This window comes from Pantoea septica (assembly GCF_002095575.1).
GTDB classification, from domain to species: Bacteria; Pseudomonadota; Gammaproteobacteria; order Enterobacterales; family Enterobacteriaceae; genus Pantoea; species Pantoea septica.
On sequence record NZ_MLJJ01000020.1, the window covers coordinates 58,616 to 75,017 of the forward strand.

Consider the following 16,402-nt stretch of genomic DNA (forward strand, 5'->3'; position numbering starts at 1 on the left):
CTTTCGCTCCTCCGACGCCGTCATGAACGCGACGCAGCCAGGCCTAGCCGCTCGCCGCGATAGCGACCGTCCAGAATAGCCTGCCACCATGCCTGATTTTCCAGATACCAGCGCACGGTTTTGTGCATACCGCTGTCGAACGTTTCCTGTGGCGTCCAGCCTAGCTCGCGCGCAATTTTGCTGGCGTCGATAGCGTAGCGCTGATCGTGACCGGGACGATCCGCCACAAACGTGATCAAATCGCGGTAGTGCCTCAGGCCAGCCGCTTTACGCTCCGGCGCCATTTGCTCCAGCAAATCGCAGATGGTGTTGACCACGTCGATATTGCGCTGCTCATTATGCCCGCCGATATTATAGGTCTCGCCAACCTTGCCGCCGCTCACGACGCGATAGAGCGCGCGCGCATGATCCTCGACATAAAGCCAGTCGCGAATCTGCTCGCCGTTGCCGTAAACCGGCAGCGGCTTGCCCGCCAGCGCATTGATGATGGTGAGCGGGATAAGCTTTTCCGGGAAATGGCAGGGGCCATAGTTGTTTGAGCAATTGGTAACGATAACAGGCAGGCCATAGGTACGCAGCCAGGCGCGCACCAGATGATCGCTGCTGGCCTTGGTCGCGGAATAAGGGCTGCTCGGCGCATAGGGCGTGGTTTCGGTAAAAAACGCGTCCGGATCCAGCAGGTCGCCGAAAACTTCGTCAGTGGAGATGTGGTGGAAGAGAAACGCCTCGCGCCGCGCCGCTTCCAGTCTGTTCCAGTAGCTGCGCGCCGCCTCCAGCAGCTGGTAGGTGCCGACGATATTGGTTTCGACGAAGGCTATCGGACCGTCGATAGATCGGTCGACGTGGCTTTCGGCCGCCAGGTGCATGACGCAGTCGGGCTGATAGCGCGCGAAAACGGCATCCAGCGCCGGACGATCGCAAATATCCACCTGTTCGAAAGCGAAGCGCGCATCCTGCATGACGCTCGCCAGCGAGGCGAGATTGCCGGCATAGCTGAGCTTGTCGACCACAACGATGCGGTGATCCGTCTCTTCGATAAGAAAACGCACCAGCGCCGAGCCGATAAAGCCAGCGCCGCCGGTGATTAAAAACTGTTTCACCGCCATACTCCCCGCGTATCCACAATCCAGCTTTGCGTGACCTGCGACGCGTCAACGGCGCGGAAGTGATCGTGGTCCACCAGCATCACCAGCACGTCGGCCTGAGCCAGCGCCTGCTCGCGTGAAACCAGCGCAGCCTTGTCGGCGAGCGCGGCAGGCAGCGCGGCGATATGCGGCTCTACCACCCAGCTCTGGCCGCGATGCCATTCGGCGATCATCTGCGCTACCTGCATCGCCGGGCTTTCGCGCAGATCGTCGATGTTGGGTTTAAACGCCAGCCCGAAGCAGGCGATGACAATCTCATCGGCGCGCTTGCCGCTCTGGGTCAGGCAGTCCGCCAGCGCCGCCTTGACCTGATTCAGCACCCAGTGCGGCTTGCTGTCGTTCACCTCGCGCGCGGTGCGGATCAGCCGCGCCAGCGACGGATTTTGCGCCACGATAAACCAGGGATCGACCGCAATGCAGTGCCCGCCGACGCCAGGCCCCGGCTGCAGAATATTGACGCGCGGATGGCGGTTCGCCAGCGCGATCAGTTCCCAGACGTTAATCCCCTGATCGGCGCAAATCAGCGACAGCTCATTGGCGAAAGCGATATTAACGTCGCGGAAGCTGTTTTCCGTCAGCTTGCATAGCTCCGCCGTGCGCGCGTTGGTCTCCACGCATTCGCCCTGCAGAAAAATCCGGTAGAGCGCGCTGGCCTGCGCCGAGCAGGCGGGCGTCATGCCGCCGATCACGCGGTCGTTGTGAACCAGTTCCTGCATGATTTTTCCCGGCAGCACGCGCTCCGGACAGTAGGCGATAAAGATATCGGGCGTACCGCCGTGCTGCGGGAACCGCAGATCCGGGCGCGTCACCGCCAGCCACTCCGCCATCTGCTCCGTGGCGCCGACCGGCGAGGTGGATTCCAGAATCACCAGGTCGCCCTTCTTCAATACCGGGGCGATCGATTCCGCCGCCGCCTTAACGAAGCGCAAATCGGGCTGATGATCCGCCATAAAGGGCGTCGGCACGGCGATCAGGAAGGCGTCGGCCGCTTCGGGCTGCGTGGTGGCGCGCAGAAAGCCCTGTGTCACGGCGTCGTGGACCACTTTGTCCAGCGCGGGTTCGACAATATGGATCGCCCCGCGATTAATGGTGTCTACCGCGTGGGCGTTGATATCGACCCCCACGACCTTTTTCTTTTGCGACGCGAAAACGGCTGCGGTCGGCAGCCCAATGTAGCCCAGTCCAATCACGGAAATGGTGTCAAAACTCATAGGTCAACTCGGGTATCTTTTAAGGCTTGCAGAATGCGCTGACAGGCATTGCCGTCGCCGTAAGGGTTATGCGCGCGGCTCATGGTTTGCCAGGCCGCTTCGTCGGTCAGCAGCAGGCCGACTTCGGCCACGATTTTCTCTATGTCGGTGCCAACCAGCTTCACGGTGCCGGCGTCGACCGCTTCAGGCCGTTCCGTCGCGTCGCGCATTACCAGCACCGGTTTGCCCAGCGAAGGCGCTTCTTCCTGAATGCCGCCGGAGTCGGTGAGAATCAGCCAGGCCCGGTTCATCAGCCAGACGAAAGGCAGATACTCCTGCGGCTCGATCAGCACGATATTGTCGATGCCGCTGAGGATGCGGTTAACCGGCTCGCTGACGTTGGGGTTAAGGTGCACCGGATAGACGATCTGCGCGTCGGGATGCTGCCGGGCGATGCGCGCCAGCGCGCTGCAGATACGCTCGAAACCTTCGCCGAAGCTTTCGCGACGATGGCCGGTGACCAGCACCAGCTTCTTCTCGCTGTCGAGGAAGGGATAGCATCCAGCGAGCTGCGCGTTGAGGCCGGGATCGGCGATAACCCGGTCGCGCACCCAGAGCAGCGCGTCGATCACCGTATTGCCGGTAACGAAGATGCGCGCGTCGGGCAGATTTTCCGCCAGCAGATTCTGGCGCGAACGTTCGGTGGGCGTAAAGTGCAGCCGGGCGAGATGGCCGGTCAGCTTGCGGTTGCCCTCTTCCGGCCACGGCGACGTCAAATCGCCGGTGCGCAGCCCCGCCTCGACATGGGCGACCGGGATCTGCTGATAAAATGCCGCCAGGCTGGCGGCGAGCGTGGTGGTGGTATCGCCATGCACCAGCACCACATCGGGTTTGAAATCGAGCAGCACGGTTTGCATACCCTGCAAAATGCGGCAGGTGATCTCCGTTAATCCTTGCTCAGGGCGCATCACGTTCAGGTCATAATCTGGCTGCAGCGCAAAGAGGCGCAGAACCTGATCGAGCATTTCGCGGTGCTGCGCGGTGACGCACAGGCGAGAGTCAAACGCAGGATCCTGCGCCAGCGCCTGCACCAGCGGCGCCATTTTTATCGCCTCCGGGCGAGTCCCGAATACTGTAAGCACTTTCACGCGGTTTCTCTCGCTGCTCTGACGCCGGAACGACGCGCCAGCGCCACGCCTGCGCCCGTCAATGCGCCTAACGCGCCCCACATAATCATCATAAACAGGCGACGCGGGCTGTCGCGCGAAACCGGCTCTTCCGGCGTACGCAGGTAGCGATAGGTCTGGAAAGTGCGGTTCAACGTCGGACCGGCGCTCAGCGTGGTGAGCATCGCCCTGTTTTGATCATAGCTGATATCGTAGCTCGGTCCGGTCGCCTGCAGGGTTTCCAGCTGCGCCTGCAGCTGCGGCTCGCCCAGCAGGAAAAGGTCGCTGTCGGCGATCGGTTCGCGCGCGTCGCGCGAGCGGTTTTCATGAATGCCCTGCTGGCTGGCGACCTTCAGCGCCTGCTGCAGACGATGCTGCTGACGCTGGAACACGGCGTTCGCCACATCTTCCTGACGCTTTACCTGCGCCTGCAGCTGCTCGCTGCGCGCCTGCCAGGCGCCTTTCAGCTCGCCGTTAAGGTGGCGCGCCGCGCGCTCGCTGGCAAAGGCGATATACTGACGCAGCAGGTTGTTGGCGTCCCCTGCAGTTTCCGCAATGAGCTTAACGCTGTCGCGCGTATTGCGCGCCGCGTCGGCAGGCAGAAACTGGATATTGGCGACCATATCGTCAAGCAGCGCGGCGTCGTTATGGGCGTTGCCTGAGCGGCGGCTTTTGTAATATTCCGTCTGCTGCCAGAAGTCGCGGCGCGTATCCCAGGCGCCCAGCTGCATAATAAATTCCTGATAGACCTCATCCATGATGGTCGGCGAGGGCGCCGCCAGATTGAGCGTATTGTTGCGCACGTCGAGATTGTTCAGAAACTGCTCCTGCGCATAGTAATCGCCGAGCATATTCACCGTAGGACGATCGGTAATCGCCGTGGTGCTCCACGCCTGTCTCATCAGCAGCGAAGCCAGCCAGGCGACCAGCGCGAAAAGCAGCGCCAGCCCGATGATCCAGCGCTTGCCGCGCCATAACGCGCAGCCAAGGCCGCGAATATCCAGTTCGTTATCTGCAACCTCAGAGGTCATCACAAGGCAATCCTTATCAGGGTAATTTTTTCTTAGCGTCGCGATGAGCGTTCAAACGACGCTTTATACGACGGATCAGGCGCGCCACGCGCCAGGCGTGTTTCAGGCAGTAGCCGTAAAACATAAAGGCCATCATAAACAGCACCAGCATCACCCACTCGGGGATAAAGGCGAGATATTCGCCGAGCACGCCGATACCGGCGAGAATAGCGGCCGCCACGGTAATCAACACAAAGGCCTGGCGCGACGTAAAGCCGGCGCGCATGATCAAATGGTGAATATGCTGCCGGTCGGCGGAGAAGGGGCTCATGCCTTTGCGCAGGCGACGATACATAATCGCCACCATATCCATCAGCGGAATGGCGATCAGCCAGAGCGCGGTCACGGGCGTAATCGGATGACTCAATCCCTGCGTGGTTTCCAGCAGAATCCAGATAATGGTGAAGCCAATCATGGTGCTGCCGGCATCGCCCATAAAGACTTTATAACGGCGGCCGAGGAAACCAAGATTCAACAAGATATAAGGTATGGTGGCGGCAATCATTGCGAAGCACCACACGGCCAGGCTGTACTGGCCGTCGAAGCAGAGAATAATGCCCATCGCCGCAAAGGTGACCGATGAGAGCCCGCCCAGCAGGCCGTCGATGCCGTCCACCATATTAAAGGCGTTAATCGCCGCCCAGACGGCGAACAGCGTCAGCACGTAGCCGAACGGCCCGACCACCAGCTCAACCGGGCCGATAATAAAGCCGAGGCTGAGCAGATAAAGTTTGGCCCCCACCATCATCGCTACCGCCACGGCGGCCTGCACCACGGCGCGGATTTTTACGCTGATATCGAAACGATCGTCGAGCGCGCCGACCAGCACCAGCAGACCAGCGCAAATAAGATAAAGCGTGGCGTGCGGCAGATAGAAACGGGTGATGAGAAACATAAAGCAGATGCCGGCGTAAACGGAAATGCCGCCGACCAGTGGAATGGCGCCGTGATGACGTTTACGGGAATTAGGCGTGTCGACCAGACCTATTTTTTTAGCCGCTTTGCGCGCAAAAAAGATAAAGACTAAAGAAAATAGAAAAGTAAGGCCCAGCTCAGTACTCATAGTGAGTAAATTCACGTTTAACGCTCTCAGCTAAAATCAGGGACAGGATAAACAAACTGCATGTTTTTGCCTTTCATCCCGAGTCCGAATTCTGCTTCCGACCACGCGCGCATGGTTGTTTTTTGCGCGCTGCCGCCGCAGTCATTATAAATGCTCCTGCCAGCGGTAATCCTAATGCGCACAAATAAAAAACGCCACGTTAAGACGTGGCGTTAGGGCGAATTCCTGCGCATTTAGGCTAAAAAAGTCGGTTTCGCCGTCTCGATTAGCCAGCGCGGAATTACGAGCGCTTCATCATATCGAAGAATTCGTCGTTGGTTTTGGTCATCGCCAGTTTGTTGATGAGGAATTCCATCGCGTCGATTTCGCCCATCGGGTGAATAATCTTGCGCAGGATCCACATCTTCTGCAGCTCTTCCTGGGAAGTGAGCAGCTCTTCTTTACGCGTACCGGAGCGGTTGTAGTCAATCGCCGGGAAGACGCGTTTTTCAGCGATTTTACGTGCGAGGTGCAGCTCCATGTTACCGGTGCCTTTAAACTCTTCGTAAATCACTTCATCCATCTTCGAACCGGTATCAACCAGCGCGGTCGCGATGATGGTCAGGCTGCCGCCCTCTTCCACGTTACGCGCGGCGCCGAAGAAGCGCTTCGGACGATGCAGGGCGTTGGCGTCGACACCACCGGTCAGCACTTTGCCTGAGGCCGGCACCACGGTGTTATAGGCGCGCGCCAGGCGAGTGATGGAGTCGAGCAGAATGATCACGTCTTTCTTATGTTCAACCAGACGCTTCGCCTTCTCGATCACCATTTCGGCAACCTGAACGTGGCGTGAAGCCGGTTCGTCGAAGGTTGAGGCGATAACTTCGCCTTTGACCAGACGCTGCATCTCGGTAACTTCTTCCGGACGTTCGTCGATCAGCAGCACCATCAGCACGCAGTCTGGATGATTGTAGGCGATGCTCTGCGCGATATTCTGCAGCAGCATGGTTTTACCCGCTTTCGGCGGCGCGACGATCAGACCACGCTGACCGCGGCCGATCGGCGAAGCCAGATCCAGCACGCGTGCGGTAAGGTCTTCCGTCGAACCATTGCCACGCTCCATGCGCAGACGGCTGTTGGCGTGCAGCGGCGTCAGGTTTTCGAACAGAATCTTGTTACGCGCGTTTTCAGGCTTGTCGTAGTTAACCTCGTTAACCTTCAGCAGCGCAAAATAACGCTCGCCCTCTTTCGGCGGACGGATTTTGCCGGAGATGGTGTCACCAGTGCGAAGGTTGAAACGGCGAATTTGGCTGGGAGAAACGTAGATGTCGTCGGGACCGGCGAGGTAAGAGCTGTCTGCGGAGCGGAGGAAACCAAATCCGTCCTGCAATATCTCCAGCACACCATCACCGAAGATGTCCTCGCCGCTTTTCGCGTGCTGTTTGAGGATGGCGAAAATAATATCCTGTTTGCGCATGCGCGCCAGGTTTTCCAGCCCCATATTTTCGCCGAGGGTTATCAGCTCAGAAACCGGCGTGTTCTTTAATTCGGTAAGATTCATAGTGATGGGTTCTTAAACTCGGGGTAATTCTCGAAATGTTGGTCGTGAATGGTATGGCTTAATATTCCATGCCTGTTAATGGCGCTTTCAACTCTTCTCGACGATCATCGTCAGGGATGGCGACTGGAAGCGAGAGAGACGGTTGAAATGCGATGCCAAAGTTGGTGCTAACCGTCAGAATTGCTAAACCGCTGTATACGGAACGTGCTTCAGGGTTTAACAAAGGAAATCTTTAAGATGCAAACTACAAGGTAAGTGCGTAATGCAGTGAAAGTAACTTAGCACGCTAAAATGCGAACGTCCAGCAGTGGAAGAAAATTCGCCACCGCCGAACGTTCTCGCCCTTACGCCAGGTTGGCGTTCAGGAACTCTTTCAGCTGGCTTTTAGACAGCGCGCCGACTTTAGTCGCGGCGACTTCACCGTTTTTGAACAGCAGCAGCGTCGGGATGCCGCGGATGCCGTACTTCGGCGCGGTGCCCGGGTTATCGTCAATGTTCAGCTTGGCGATAGTGAGCTTACCGTCGTACTCTTCGGCAACTTCATCGAGAATCGGGGCGATCATTTTGCAAGGACCACACCATTCAGCCCAGAAATCTACCAGTGTGACACCTTCTGCTTTCAGCACGTCTGCATCGAAACTGTCATCGGTGAGGTGAACGATTTTATCGCTGCTCATGTATTACTCCACAAGATTATGCCTGGCGAATTGGCGTAAAGTTTACCAACGAAGGTTGACTTTATTTCATCGGATACGCTTTCGTAAAGCGATAGTAAGCTGATATTCTACCACACTATGAGCAAAACACACTTAACAGAACAGAAGTTTTCCGACTTCGCCCTGCACCCTCTGGTCGTGGAAGCCCTTGAAAAAAAAGGCTTTCATAACTGCACGCCTATTCAGGCGTTAGCTCTGCCCTTTACGCTCTCAGGACGTGATGTCGCAGGCCAGGCGCAAACCGGTACCGGCAAAACGATGGCGTTTCTGACGTCGACGTTTCATCATCTTCTCACTCACCCTGCCCAGGAAGGCCGTCAGATCAATCAGCCGCGCGCGTTGATCATGGCGCCGACGCGCGAACTGGCGGTGCAGATCCATGCCGACGCCGAACCGCTGGCGCAGGCCACCGGTCTGAAGCTGGGCCTGGCTTACGGCGGCGACGGCTACGACAAGCAGCTGAAAGTGCTGGCCGACGGCGTCGATATTCTGGTTGGCACCACCGGCCGTCTGATCGATTACGCAAAACAGAACCACATTAACCTCGGCGCAATTCAGGTGCTGGTGCTGGACGAAGCCGACCGCATGTTCGATCTCGGCTTCATTAAAGATATCCGCTGGCTGTTCCGCCGCATGCCGCCTGCGACGCAGCGCCTGAGCATGCTTTTCTCCGCCACGCTCTCCTGGCGCGTGCGCGAACTGGCTTTCGAACACATGAACAACGCCGAGTACGTTGAGGTGGAGCCAGAGCAGAAAACGGGTCACCGCATTAAAGAAGAGCTCTTCTACCCGTCGAACGAAGAAAAAATGCGCCTGCTGCAGACGCTGCTGGAAGAAGAGTGGCCGGATCGCGCTATCGTCTTCGCTAACACCAAGCATCGCTGCGAAGATATCTGGGGCCATCTGGCGGCGGACGGCCATCGCGTCGGCCTGCTGACCGGCGACGTGCCGCAGAAGAAACGCCTGCGCATTCTGGACGACTTCACCAAAGGCGACGTCGATATTCTGGTGGCCACCGACGTTGCGGCGCGCGGCCTGCATATCCCTGCGGTCACGCACGTCTTTAACTACGATCTGCCTGACGATCGTGAAGATTACGTTCACCGTATCGGCCGTACCGGTCGCGCGGGCGCCAGCGGACACTCTATCAGCCTGGCCTGTGAAGAGTACGCGCTGAATCTGCCGGCGATTGAAGAGTATATCGGCCACAGCATTCCGGTGAGCAAGTACAACAGCGACGCGCTGATGGACGACCTGCCGCCGCCGAAGCGTCTGGCTCGCGCCCGCACCGGCAACGGTCCGCGCCGCGGCGGCAACAACGCGAATCGTCGTGGAGCGCCGCGTAACAACAACCGTAAACGTTCGGGTTAATCCACATTATGCTAAGCGCATCGTCACTTTATGCTGCGATTGATCTGGGATCCAACAGCTTTCATATGCTGGTGGTGCGCGAAGTTTCCGGAAGCATTCAGACCGTCGCGCGCATTAAGCGCAAGGTGCGTCTGGCTGCCGGCCTGGATAAAAATAACCATCTTTCCGTCGAAGCGATGACGCGCGGCTGGGAATGTCTGAAGCTCTTCTCCGAACAGCTGCAGGATATTCCTTCCGAGCAAATCCGCGTAGTCGCGACCGCCACGCTGCGCCTGGCGGCCAACGCCAGCGAATTCCTGTTTACCGCACAGCAGATCCTGGGCTGTCCGATTAACGTTATCAGCGGCGAAGAGGAAGCGCGCCTGATTTATCAGGGCGTCGCGCACACCACGGGCGGCTCGGACAAACGGCTGGTGGTCGATATCGGCGGCGGCAGCACCGAGCTGGCCACCGGCGACGGCTCGCACGCCTCCGTGCTGTTTAGTCTGCCTATGGGCTGCGTAACCTGGCTTGAACGCTTTTTTAGCGACCGTCGTCTGGCAAAAGAGAATTTCGACGCCGCCGAGCAGGCCGCAATCGACATGCTCCGCCCTATCGCCTCGCCGCTGCGCGCTCACGGCTGGGAAGCCTGCGTCGGCGCCTCTGGCACCGTACAGGCGCTGCAGGAGATTATGGTGGCGCAGGGCATGGATGAACGCATCACCCTGAGTAAGCTGCAGCAGCTCAAACAGCGCGCCATTCAGTGCGGCAAGCTGGAAGAGCTGGAGATCGAAGGCTTAACGCTGGAGCGCGCGCTGGTTTTCCCCAGCGGGCTTTCAATTCTGATTGCGGTATTCCAGGAGCTCGGCATCGAAAGCATGACGCTGGCGGGCGGCGCGCTGCGCGAGGGGCTGGTTTACGGCATGCTGCATCTGCCGGTCGATCGCGATATCCGCAGCCGCACGCTGCAGAACGTCCAGCGTCGTTTTTCTATTGATGTGGAACAGGCGGCGCGCGTGCGTCAGCTGGCCGATGTCTTTTTTCGACAGGTGAGCGCGGTATGGAAACTGGATCAGCGCTGCCGCGAGCTGCTGCTCAGCGCCAGCGCGATACACGAAATCGGCCTTAGCGTCGACTTCCGCCAGGCTCCGCAGCACGCCGCCTATCTGGTGCGCCATCTCGATCTCCCCGGCTTTACGCCCGCGCAGAAAAAACTGCTGGCCTGCCTGCTGCAGAACCAGAGCGGCAGCATCGATTTAGCGCTGCTGACCCAGCAAAACGCCCTGCCGCCGCGCCTTGCCGAACGCCTCTGCCGTCTGCTGCGACTGGCGATCATCTTCTCCAGCCGTCGTCGCGACGATACGCTGCCTGCGGTGCGCTTACAGGCTGACGACGATACGCTGCATCTCACTCTGCCGGCAGGCTGGCTGGAAGCGCACCCGCTGCGCGCCGAGCTGCTGGACCAGGAGAGCCATTACCAGTCCTATGTGCACTGGCTGCTGCAACTATCTTAAAGCCGGAGATCAGCGCTTATTCAGGGAAAGATACTCATGACAGCACCGTTAAGCGGTCTATTACGCGTATCTTTCCCTGGTTAATAAGCTGATAAGGCGCAGCGAAGCAGAAACAATACTTAGCCCTTTTTCGCCTTCTCCAGCATCGCCCGCAGTCCGGCGACCCGCGTTTGCCCGGTTTTCATCCGCTCTTCGGCGCTGACGACCTTGCGCTCGGTTTCCCAGACGACATCATCCTGCGGCAGCTCCAGCAAAAAGCGGCTCGGCTCCGGGCGCACCAGCTCGCCGTACTGGCGACGCTCGCGGCAGAGCGTAAAGGTCAGCTCTTTCTGCGCGCGGGTAATGCCGACATAGGCCAGACGTCGCTCCTCTTCGATGTTGTTCTCATCGATGCTGCTCTGATGCGGCAGCAGCCCTTCTTCCATGCCGACCAGAAAGACGTAGGGGAATTCCAGCCCTTTCGAGGCGTGCAGCGTCATCAGCTGCACCTGATCGAGCTCTTCGTCGCTCTCGCCGCGCTCCATCATATCGCGCAGCGTAAAGCGCGTTACCACCTGCGTCAGCGTCATCGGCTCATCGATATCGCTGCCTTCAAGCATCTCCGTCATCCACTGAAACAGCGTATTGACGTTCTTCATGCGCATTTCGGCCGCTTTCGGACTGCCCGACGTTTCGAACAACCAGCTTTCATAGTCGATGCCGCGGATCAGATCGCGCACCGCATTGACCGGCTCGCGCTCGGTCATCTGCACGATCTCCTGCAGCCAGTGGGTAAAGCGCTGCAGATGTTCCAGGCCGCGCCCGCTTAACGTCTGCCCCAGGCCGACGTCGAAACTGGCGTTAAACAGGCTTTTGTTGCGCAGGTTCGCCCACTCGCCCAGCTTTTGCAGCGTCGCCGGGCCAATCTCGCGACGCGGCGTGTTGACGATGCGCAAAAAGGCGCTGTCGTCGTCCGGGTTGGTAAGCACGCGCAAATAGGCGAGCAGATCTTTAATCTCCGGCCGCGAAAAAAACGAGGTGCCGCCAGAGATGCGATAGGGAATGCGGTTCTGCATCAGCATCTTTTCAAACACGCGCGACTGATGATTGCCGCGATAGAGAATCGCGTAATCTTTATACTGCGTTTTATTGATGAAATGGTGTGCGATCAGCTCGCCCGTCACGCGCTCCGCCTCATGATCCTCATGGTTCGCGGTCAGCACTTTAAGTTCGCTGCCGAGACCGAGCTCGGAGAAAAGCCGCTTCTCGAACACGTGCGGGTTGTTGGCGATCAGGATATTCGCCGCTTTCAGGATGCGCTGCGACGAACGGTAGTTCTGCTCCAGCTTGATCACCTCCAGCGCCGGGAAATCCTCTTTCAGCAGCACCAGATTCTGCGGCCGCGCGCCGCGCCAGGAGTAGATCGACTGGTCGTCGTCGCCGACCACGGTAAAGCGCGCCCGCGCGCCCACCAGCAGCTTCACCAGCTCATACTGGCTGGTGTTGGTGTCCTGATACTCATCCACCAGCAGATAGCGGATGCGCTGTTGCCAGCGTTCCCGCACCTCCTGATTGCGCTGCAGCAGCAGCGTCGGCAGCAGGATCAAATCGTCGAAGTCGAGCACGTTGCACGATTTCAGATGCTGATCGTAGAGGCTGTAGCAGTGGGCGAAGATATTGTCGCGCTCGCCGCGCGCCAGCGCGGCGGCGCGCGGCGGATCGATCAAATCGTTCTTCCAGTTGGAGATGGTCGAGATTAGCTGCTGCAGCAGCGTCTTGTCCTCTTCCAGCCACGGCTGCGTCAAATCTTTCAGCAGCGCCAGCTGGTCAGTATCGTCGAACAGCGAGAAATTGGACTTCATGCCCAGCGCGGCGTATTCGCGCTTGATGATCTCCAGTCCCAGCGTATGGAAGGTGGAGATCATCAGGCCGCGCGCCTCTTTTTTCCCCAGCGTCTGGGCGACGCGCTCTTTCATCTCGCGCGAGGCTTTATTGGTAAAGGTAACCGCCGCGATATGGCGCGCCTGATAGCCGCACTCGCGGATCAGATGGGCAATCTTATTGGTGATGACGCGGGTTTTGCCCGATCCCGCTCCCGCCAGCACCAGACAGGGGCCGGTAACAAACTCGACGGCGCGTTGTTGGCTGGGGTTTAAACGCATAGTAAAAAATCGCTCAGTAAAAAGAGAGGAGGATGAAATAATGGGCGGCCAGTATACACAATCAGAGGACTATCATGGCGAAAACCGCGGCGGCTTTACACATCCTGGTGAAAGAGGAAGCGCTGGCTAACGAACTGCTGGCGAAGCTGGAAAAGGGCGCCAGTTTTCAGCAGCTGGCGAAGAAACACTCGACCTGTCCTTCCGGACGCAACGGCGGCGATTTAGGCGAGTTTCGACAAGGCCAGATGGTGCCGGCCTTTGATAAAGCGGTCTTCACCTGCCCGCTGATAAAACCCTTCGGGCCGGTGAAAACCGCATTTGGCTATCACATCATTAAAGTGCTTTACCGCAGCTGATCACTTTTTGCTTTTCATCTGCTGCAGCACGTTGCTGCACTGGTTATCCTCGTTGTCGCTTGGGCTGATCAACGCCAGCAGCGCGGCGGCAGGGCCGACCACGGTGCCGAGCGCAACGGCGGCCGCGCCGCGCGCCAGCAGCGGGCCGGTTTTAACCCCGGCGTCAGGATTTTTAAAGGTGCCGCGAACGTAAAGCGGCGAACGCAGCGTCACGATGCGGATGCCTTTACTCTCTGGATTGATCGAGAGATCCAGGCGCTCGCTGGCGAAGTTGGCGTTGCCGGTGACGTTGATGACCGCATTTTCGGTATCAAACACGAACAGGTTCGGCGTCGCGACGCCGTTTTGCAGCTTCACATCCGTCGCGGCGCAGTTGATACGCACCTCATCGTCGCCAAACAGCTTGCCGACCACATAGTTGCCGACGTTCAACCCGGCGATCTCCATCAGGCTGCGGCTGATCAAGCCATTGTTCATCAGCAGCTTCAGCTGGCCGTTGCTGGTCGCGAGCAGATCCGCCACCGAGTTGCCGCTGCCGGTAAAGCTGGCGTCGCCGTTTAGCTGCCCCAGGCTGCGCTGCATCGCTTCCACATTGGGGAAGAGCTGACGCAGATGCAGACGACGCGCGTGGATGTCGGCGCGGCCGCGCATCGGCGACTTATCCCCTTCCAGACGAATCGTGCTGTTCAGCGTGCCGCCTGCCATGCCGAAGCGCAGCGGATCGAGCAGCAGATCGCCACCTTTCAGCTGCAAATGGGTGTAAAGGTCGCTCAACGGCAGCGAATTGCCATGTTCGATGCGCTTGCCGGTGAACTTCACGTCGGCGTCCATAACGTCCCAGCTTTTGGTGTCGAAGGTGTCATGCGGCAGAACGCGATCGGCGGGCTGCGTCGTTTTTTCGCCGCGTTTCGCCTTCGCCTGCGCGGTTTTCGCGCTGCCTTTGCCGGAGTCGACGCCGATAAGCGGGCCCAGATCCGCCATACGCAGCTGCTTCGAACTCAGCTCGCCCACCAGCGCCGGTCGCGGTTTTCCCTGAGTGTAGGTGAGCGTGCCGTGAATATCGCTGTCGCCGATATGGCCGTTAAAGTTTTCGTAATGGTATTCCGGCCCTTTTTTGCCGGCGAAGCGGGCGGTCAGGTGGCCGTCGGTTTCATAGGGCGGCGTATCGGGCAAGAGCACGCCGGTCAGCCCATAGAGATTGGCGAGCGTGTCGCCCGAGAAGCGCAGCCGAACGTTCACGCCGCCAAGATTCATCGGATCCTGAATGCCGCCCGTAACCTGCACGCGCGTAGAGCCGTTACGTATATCGGCCTGAATCGGGAACGGCGTGTTTTTGCTGCGCAGCGAGAGCATGCCGCCGGTTTTGCCTTCCCCTTCCAGCTGCTCGTTGTTATAGGTGCCGCGCGCCTCCCAGCCGAAAACGAAGTCGCCTGCGCCTTTCTGCGCGTCGCTGCCGCCGGCAATCTGTCCATAAGGCACCGGCTTGCCGAGCGGATTGATTTTTACCGTCACGTCGGCTTTATTGACCGCATCGCGGTAACGCAGCTGGCCCTGGTCGAACAGAATATTGTCGAGGCGGAATGACCAGGCGGATGGCGCCGCGCTGGCATCGGGGTTCTCGCTGTCGGCGAGATTGAAGGTCCAGTTGTTCTTTTTGTCAGCGGTCTGAATCAGCCGCGCATCGGGCTGCTGAAGTTTGATCCACGGGAGGTAAAGTTCTTTATGCAGCAGCGCCAGCGGCGACAGGGTGGCATCGACGCGCTCCAGATGCACCATCGTTACCTCCGCCATTTCAGGCGGATTACCTAATATAATGTCCTGCGCATGCACATGCGGCCAGGGTATCCAGCTACGCCAGCCCGGCTCATCGCGGTTGCGCTCCCAGGCGACGCCCAGATCGCCGCGAATCGCGAACTGGCGATTCAGTTCCGTCGAGACTTTCTGGTTGATGGTGGGCTTGAGACGATTCCAGTCAAAGGTCGCGATGATGATGATCACCACCACGATCAGCAATAAAAAAATCCCGACTATCCAGCTAACAACTTTTCCCGTGCGCGACATCTCGCTTACTCCTTGCCTGTCCACAGTCTCCGTTAAAGATAGTCGAGACGTTGTGGAACGGCATCAGACAAGCTGAAGCGGCAGATGATTAAGTTGCGAAAAGGGGACCGGCCTTGAAAAAAAGTAGCCCTGCGCTGCCATTGCGGGCGAGCAGCACACCTGCCGCCACTCCTCCTCGGTCTCGACGCCTTCGACGATCACGCCGTTACAGTAACGGTTAATCAACGCCAGCAGCATCGAGAAGAGCGCCTGGCCCTCTTCGGTGCGGCGCAGCAAGATAAACAGCTCGCGCGACAGCTTGATATAGTCGTACTTAAGCTCCGTCAGCGCGGAAAAGTTGGCCATACCGGATCCGAAATCGTCCAGCCACAGCGGCCCCAGCTCCGGCATCTGCGCGATCATCTCCTCCTGCGGCAGCGCGTGATGTTCGGTGAGTTCGAAGCGCACCCACGGCAGCTCGGTAATCAGGCGTCGAATCGGCGGATGCTGCTGAATCGCCATCAGCGTCGGCCCGTCGATATTCACCGACGCCACAATCTGGTTGTCGCAAAAAAAGGGCTGCCACTCTTTCAGCAGCGCCAGCTGCTCATGAACGACGTGCAGACGCTGATTAATTGCCAGCGCCTCAAAGTAGGCCTCCGGCGAGAGTTTTTTTTCCGGCGCGGTCGGATGCGTGACGGCGGTCAGGATTTCAATTGCCAGCAACCGGCCCGATACCTGGTATATCGGCTGGAAAGTGTAGAATCGTTGGCATTGCTGCCAGAAGAGACGCGCTTCCTGCTGTGGGTTGATGTCAGTTGAAGAAGGTAGCCGATGACTAATATTCTTCATCACCATGGTTTTTTCCTGGTTGGTGGCAAGTGCCATGTGTCAGCGCAGCGGCGAGTCTCAGCTGTGCCCGCCCTGTCTCTTTCCGCCTGCTGGCCACATAAGACTACAGAGTGTACCAATCCGTATCGGGCGCAATCGTGAAAAAAAGCCCGGCTTTGGCCGTTAAATCGCCGCGAAGACAGGCTTTTTTTACCTTAAGTGGAATTAAAACGGCGTTTTAAAAATAGTTGACGTCTGCCATACCAGACGCGAGACTAAG

General features: G+C 58.5%; 13 protein-coding genes. 3 read left to right on the forward strand and 10 right to left on the reverse strand.

Going from position 1 to position 16,402, the window contains the following annotated elements; all coding sequences use genetic code 11:
• Nucleotides 1–20: 20 nt before the first annotated feature.
• The 7 genes from rfbB to trxA all read right to left on the reverse strand — a co-directional run bounded on the left by rfbB (nucleotide 21) and on the right by trxA (nucleotide 7,851).
• Nucleotides 21–1,106: a dTDP-glucose 4,6-dehydratase gene (rfbB, locus tag HA46_RS12575; RefSeq protein ID WP_376746409.1), complete on the reverse strand. Its 1,086-nt coding sequence runs from the start codon at nucleotides 1,104–1,106 to the stop codon at nucleotides 21–23.
• Nucleotides 1,097–2,356: a UDP-N-acetyl-D-mannosamine dehydrogenase gene (wecC, locus tag HA46_RS12580; protein ID WP_033793093.1), complete on the reverse strand. Its 1,260-nt coding sequence runs from the start codon at nucleotides 2,354–2,356 to the stop codon at nucleotides 1,097–1,099. Before wecC ends, rfbB begins: the two co-directional genes overlap by 10 nt.
• Nucleotides 2,353–3,483 (reverse strand): non-hydrolyzing UDP-N-acetylglucosamine 2-epimerase, encoded by a 1,131-nt coding sequence (wecB, locus tag HA46_RS12585; RefSeq protein ID WP_084884600.1) that lies wholly within the window; start codon nucleotides 3,481–3,483, stop codon nucleotides 2,353–2,355. The genes wecC and wecB overlap by 4 nt, the downstream gene beginning before the upstream one ends.
• Nucleotides 3,480–4,532 (reverse strand): ECA polysaccharide chain length modulation protein, encoded by a 1,053-nt coding sequence (gene wzzE, locus HA46_RS12590; RefSeq protein WP_084884602.1) that lies wholly within the window; start codon nucleotides 4,530–4,532, stop codon nucleotides 3,480–3,482. Before wzzE ends, wecB begins: the two co-directional genes overlap by 4 nt.
• Before the next feature lie 16 nt (nucleotides 4,533–4,548).
• A complete protein-coding gene (gene wecA / locus HA46_RS12595) occupies nucleotides 4,549–5,634 on the reverse strand; it encodes a UDP-N-acetylglucosamine--undecaprenyl-phosphate N-acetylglucosaminephosphotransferase (RefSeq protein WP_084884605.1) in 1,086 nt (361 codons plus the stop codon).
• Between the two features lie 280 nt (nucleotides 5,635–5,914).
• A complete protein-coding gene (rho, locus tag HA46_RS12600; protein WP_033754542.1) occupies nucleotides 5,915–7,174 on the reverse strand; it encodes a transcription termination factor Rho in 1,260 nt (419 codons plus the stop codon).
• Between the two features lie 344 nt (nucleotides 7,175–7,518).
• On the reverse strand, nucleotides 7,519–7,851 hold the full coding sequence (gene trxA / locus HA46_RS12605) for a thioredoxin TrxA (protein WP_033754540.1): 333 nt from the start codon (nucleotides 7,849–7,851) through the stop codon (nucleotides 7,519–7,521).
• A gap of 117 nt (nucleotides 7,852–7,968) precedes the next feature.
• On the opposite strand from trxA, the gene rhlB reads away from it, so the two are divergent.
• Together rhlB and gppA are read left to right on the forward strand one after the other, a co-directional pair.
• A complete protein-coding gene (rhlB, locus tag HA46_RS12610; RefSeq protein ID WP_033793089.1) occupies nucleotides 7,969–9,261 on the forward strand; it encodes an ATP-dependent RNA helicase RhlB in 1,293 nt (430 codons plus the stop codon).
• 8 nt (nucleotides 9,262–9,269) lie between these two features.
• Nucleotides 9,270–10,754: a guanosine-5'-triphosphate,3'-diphosphate diphosphatase gene (gppA, locus tag HA46_RS12615; RefSeq protein ID WP_033793088.1), complete on the forward strand. Its 1,485-nt coding sequence runs from the start codon at nucleotides 9,270–9,272 to the stop codon at nucleotides 10,752–10,754.
• Nucleotides 10,755–10,873: 119 nt separating this feature from the next.
• On the opposite strand, the gene rep is transcribed toward gppA, so the two are convergent.
• The gene (rep, locus tag HA46_RS12620) at nucleotides 10,874–12,895 is read right to left on the reverse strand and encodes a DNA helicase Rep (protein ID WP_033793086.1); all 2,022 of its coding nucleotides are present in this window, start codon (nucleotides 12,893–12,895) and stop codon (nucleotides 10,874–10,876) included.
• Between the two features lie 74 nt (nucleotides 12,896–12,969).
• Between rep and ppiC the strand changes: the two genes are divergently transcribed.
• Nucleotides 12,970–13,251 carry a peptidylprolyl isomerase PpiC gene (gene ppiC, locus HA46_RS12625; RefSeq protein WP_033754522.1) on the forward strand — a complete coding sequence of 94 codons (282 nt, stop codon included), beginning with the start codon at nucleotides 12,970–12,972 and terminating at the stop codon, nucleotides 13,249–13,251.
• On the opposite strand, the gene HA46_RS12630 is transcribed toward ppiC, so the two are convergent.
• Both HA46_RS12630 and pdeH read right to left on the reverse strand, forming a co-directional pair.
• On the reverse strand, nucleotides 13,252–15,312 hold the full coding sequence (locus tag HA46_RS12630) for an AsmA family protein (RefSeq protein WP_084884607.1): 2,061 nt from the start codon (nucleotides 15,310–15,312) through the stop codon (nucleotides 13,252–13,254). It lies immediately after the preceding gene.
• A gap of 63 nt (nucleotides 15,313–15,375) precedes the next feature.
• Nucleotides 15,376–16,149, reverse strand: coding sequence for a cyclic-guanylate-specific phosphodiesterase (gene pdeH, locus HA46_RS12635; RefSeq protein WP_033793082.1), 774 nt, complete (start codon nucleotides 16,147–16,149; stop codon nucleotides 15,376–15,378).
• Nucleotides 16,150–16,402: the final 253 nt, after the last annotated feature.

What these genes read in the sequence shown, in the direction of transcription:
- rfbB (WP_376746409.1), bottom strand. Translation starts at nt 1,106, where the DNA reads ATGGCGGTGAAACAGTTTTTAATCACCGGCGGCGCTGGCTTTATCGGC.
- wecC (WP_033793093.1), bottom strand. Translation starts at nt 2,356, where the DNA reads ATGAGTTTTGACACCATTTCCGTGATTGGACTGGGCTACATTGGGCTG.
- wzzE (WP_084884602.1), bottom strand. Translation starts at nt 4,532, where the DNA reads ATGACCTCTGAGGTTGCAGATAACGAACTGGATATTCGCGGCCTTGGC.
- wecA (WP_084884605.1), bottom strand. Translation starts at nt 5,634, where the DNA reads ATGAGTACTGAGCTGGGCCTTACTTTTCTATTTTCTTTAGTCTTTATC.
- rho (WP_033754542.1), bottom strand. Translation starts at nt 7,174, where the DNA reads ATGAATCTTACCGAATTAAAGAACACGCCGGTTTCTGAGCTGATAACC.
- trxA (WP_033754540.1), bottom strand. Translation starts at nt 7,851, where the DNA reads ATGAGCAGCGATAAAATCGTTCACCTCACCGATGACAGTTTCGATGCA.
- rhlB (WP_033793089.1), top strand. Translation starts at nt 7,969, where the DNA reads ATGAGCAAAACACACTTAACAGAACAGAAGTTTTCCGACTTCGCCCTG.
- gppA (WP_033793088.1), top strand. Translation starts at nt 9,270, where the DNA reads ATGCTAAGCGCATCGTCACTTTATGCTGCGATTGATCTGGGATCCAAC.
- rep (WP_033793086.1), bottom strand. Translation starts at nt 12,895, where the DNA reads ATGCGTTTAAACCCCAGCCAACAACGCGCCGTCGAGTTTGTTACCGGC.
- ppiC (WP_033754522.1), top strand. Translation starts at nt 12,970, where the DNA reads ATGGCGAAAACCGCGGCGGCTTTACACATCCTGGTGAAAGAGGAAGCG.
- HA46_RS12630 (WP_084884607.1), bottom strand. Translation starts at nt 15,312, where the DNA reads ATGTCGCGCACGGGAAAAGTTGTTAGCTGGATAGTCGGGATTTTTTTA.
- pdeH (WP_033793082.1), bottom strand. Translation starts at nt 16,149, where the DNA reads ATGGTGATGAAGAATATTAGTCATCGGCTACCTTCTTCAACTGACATC.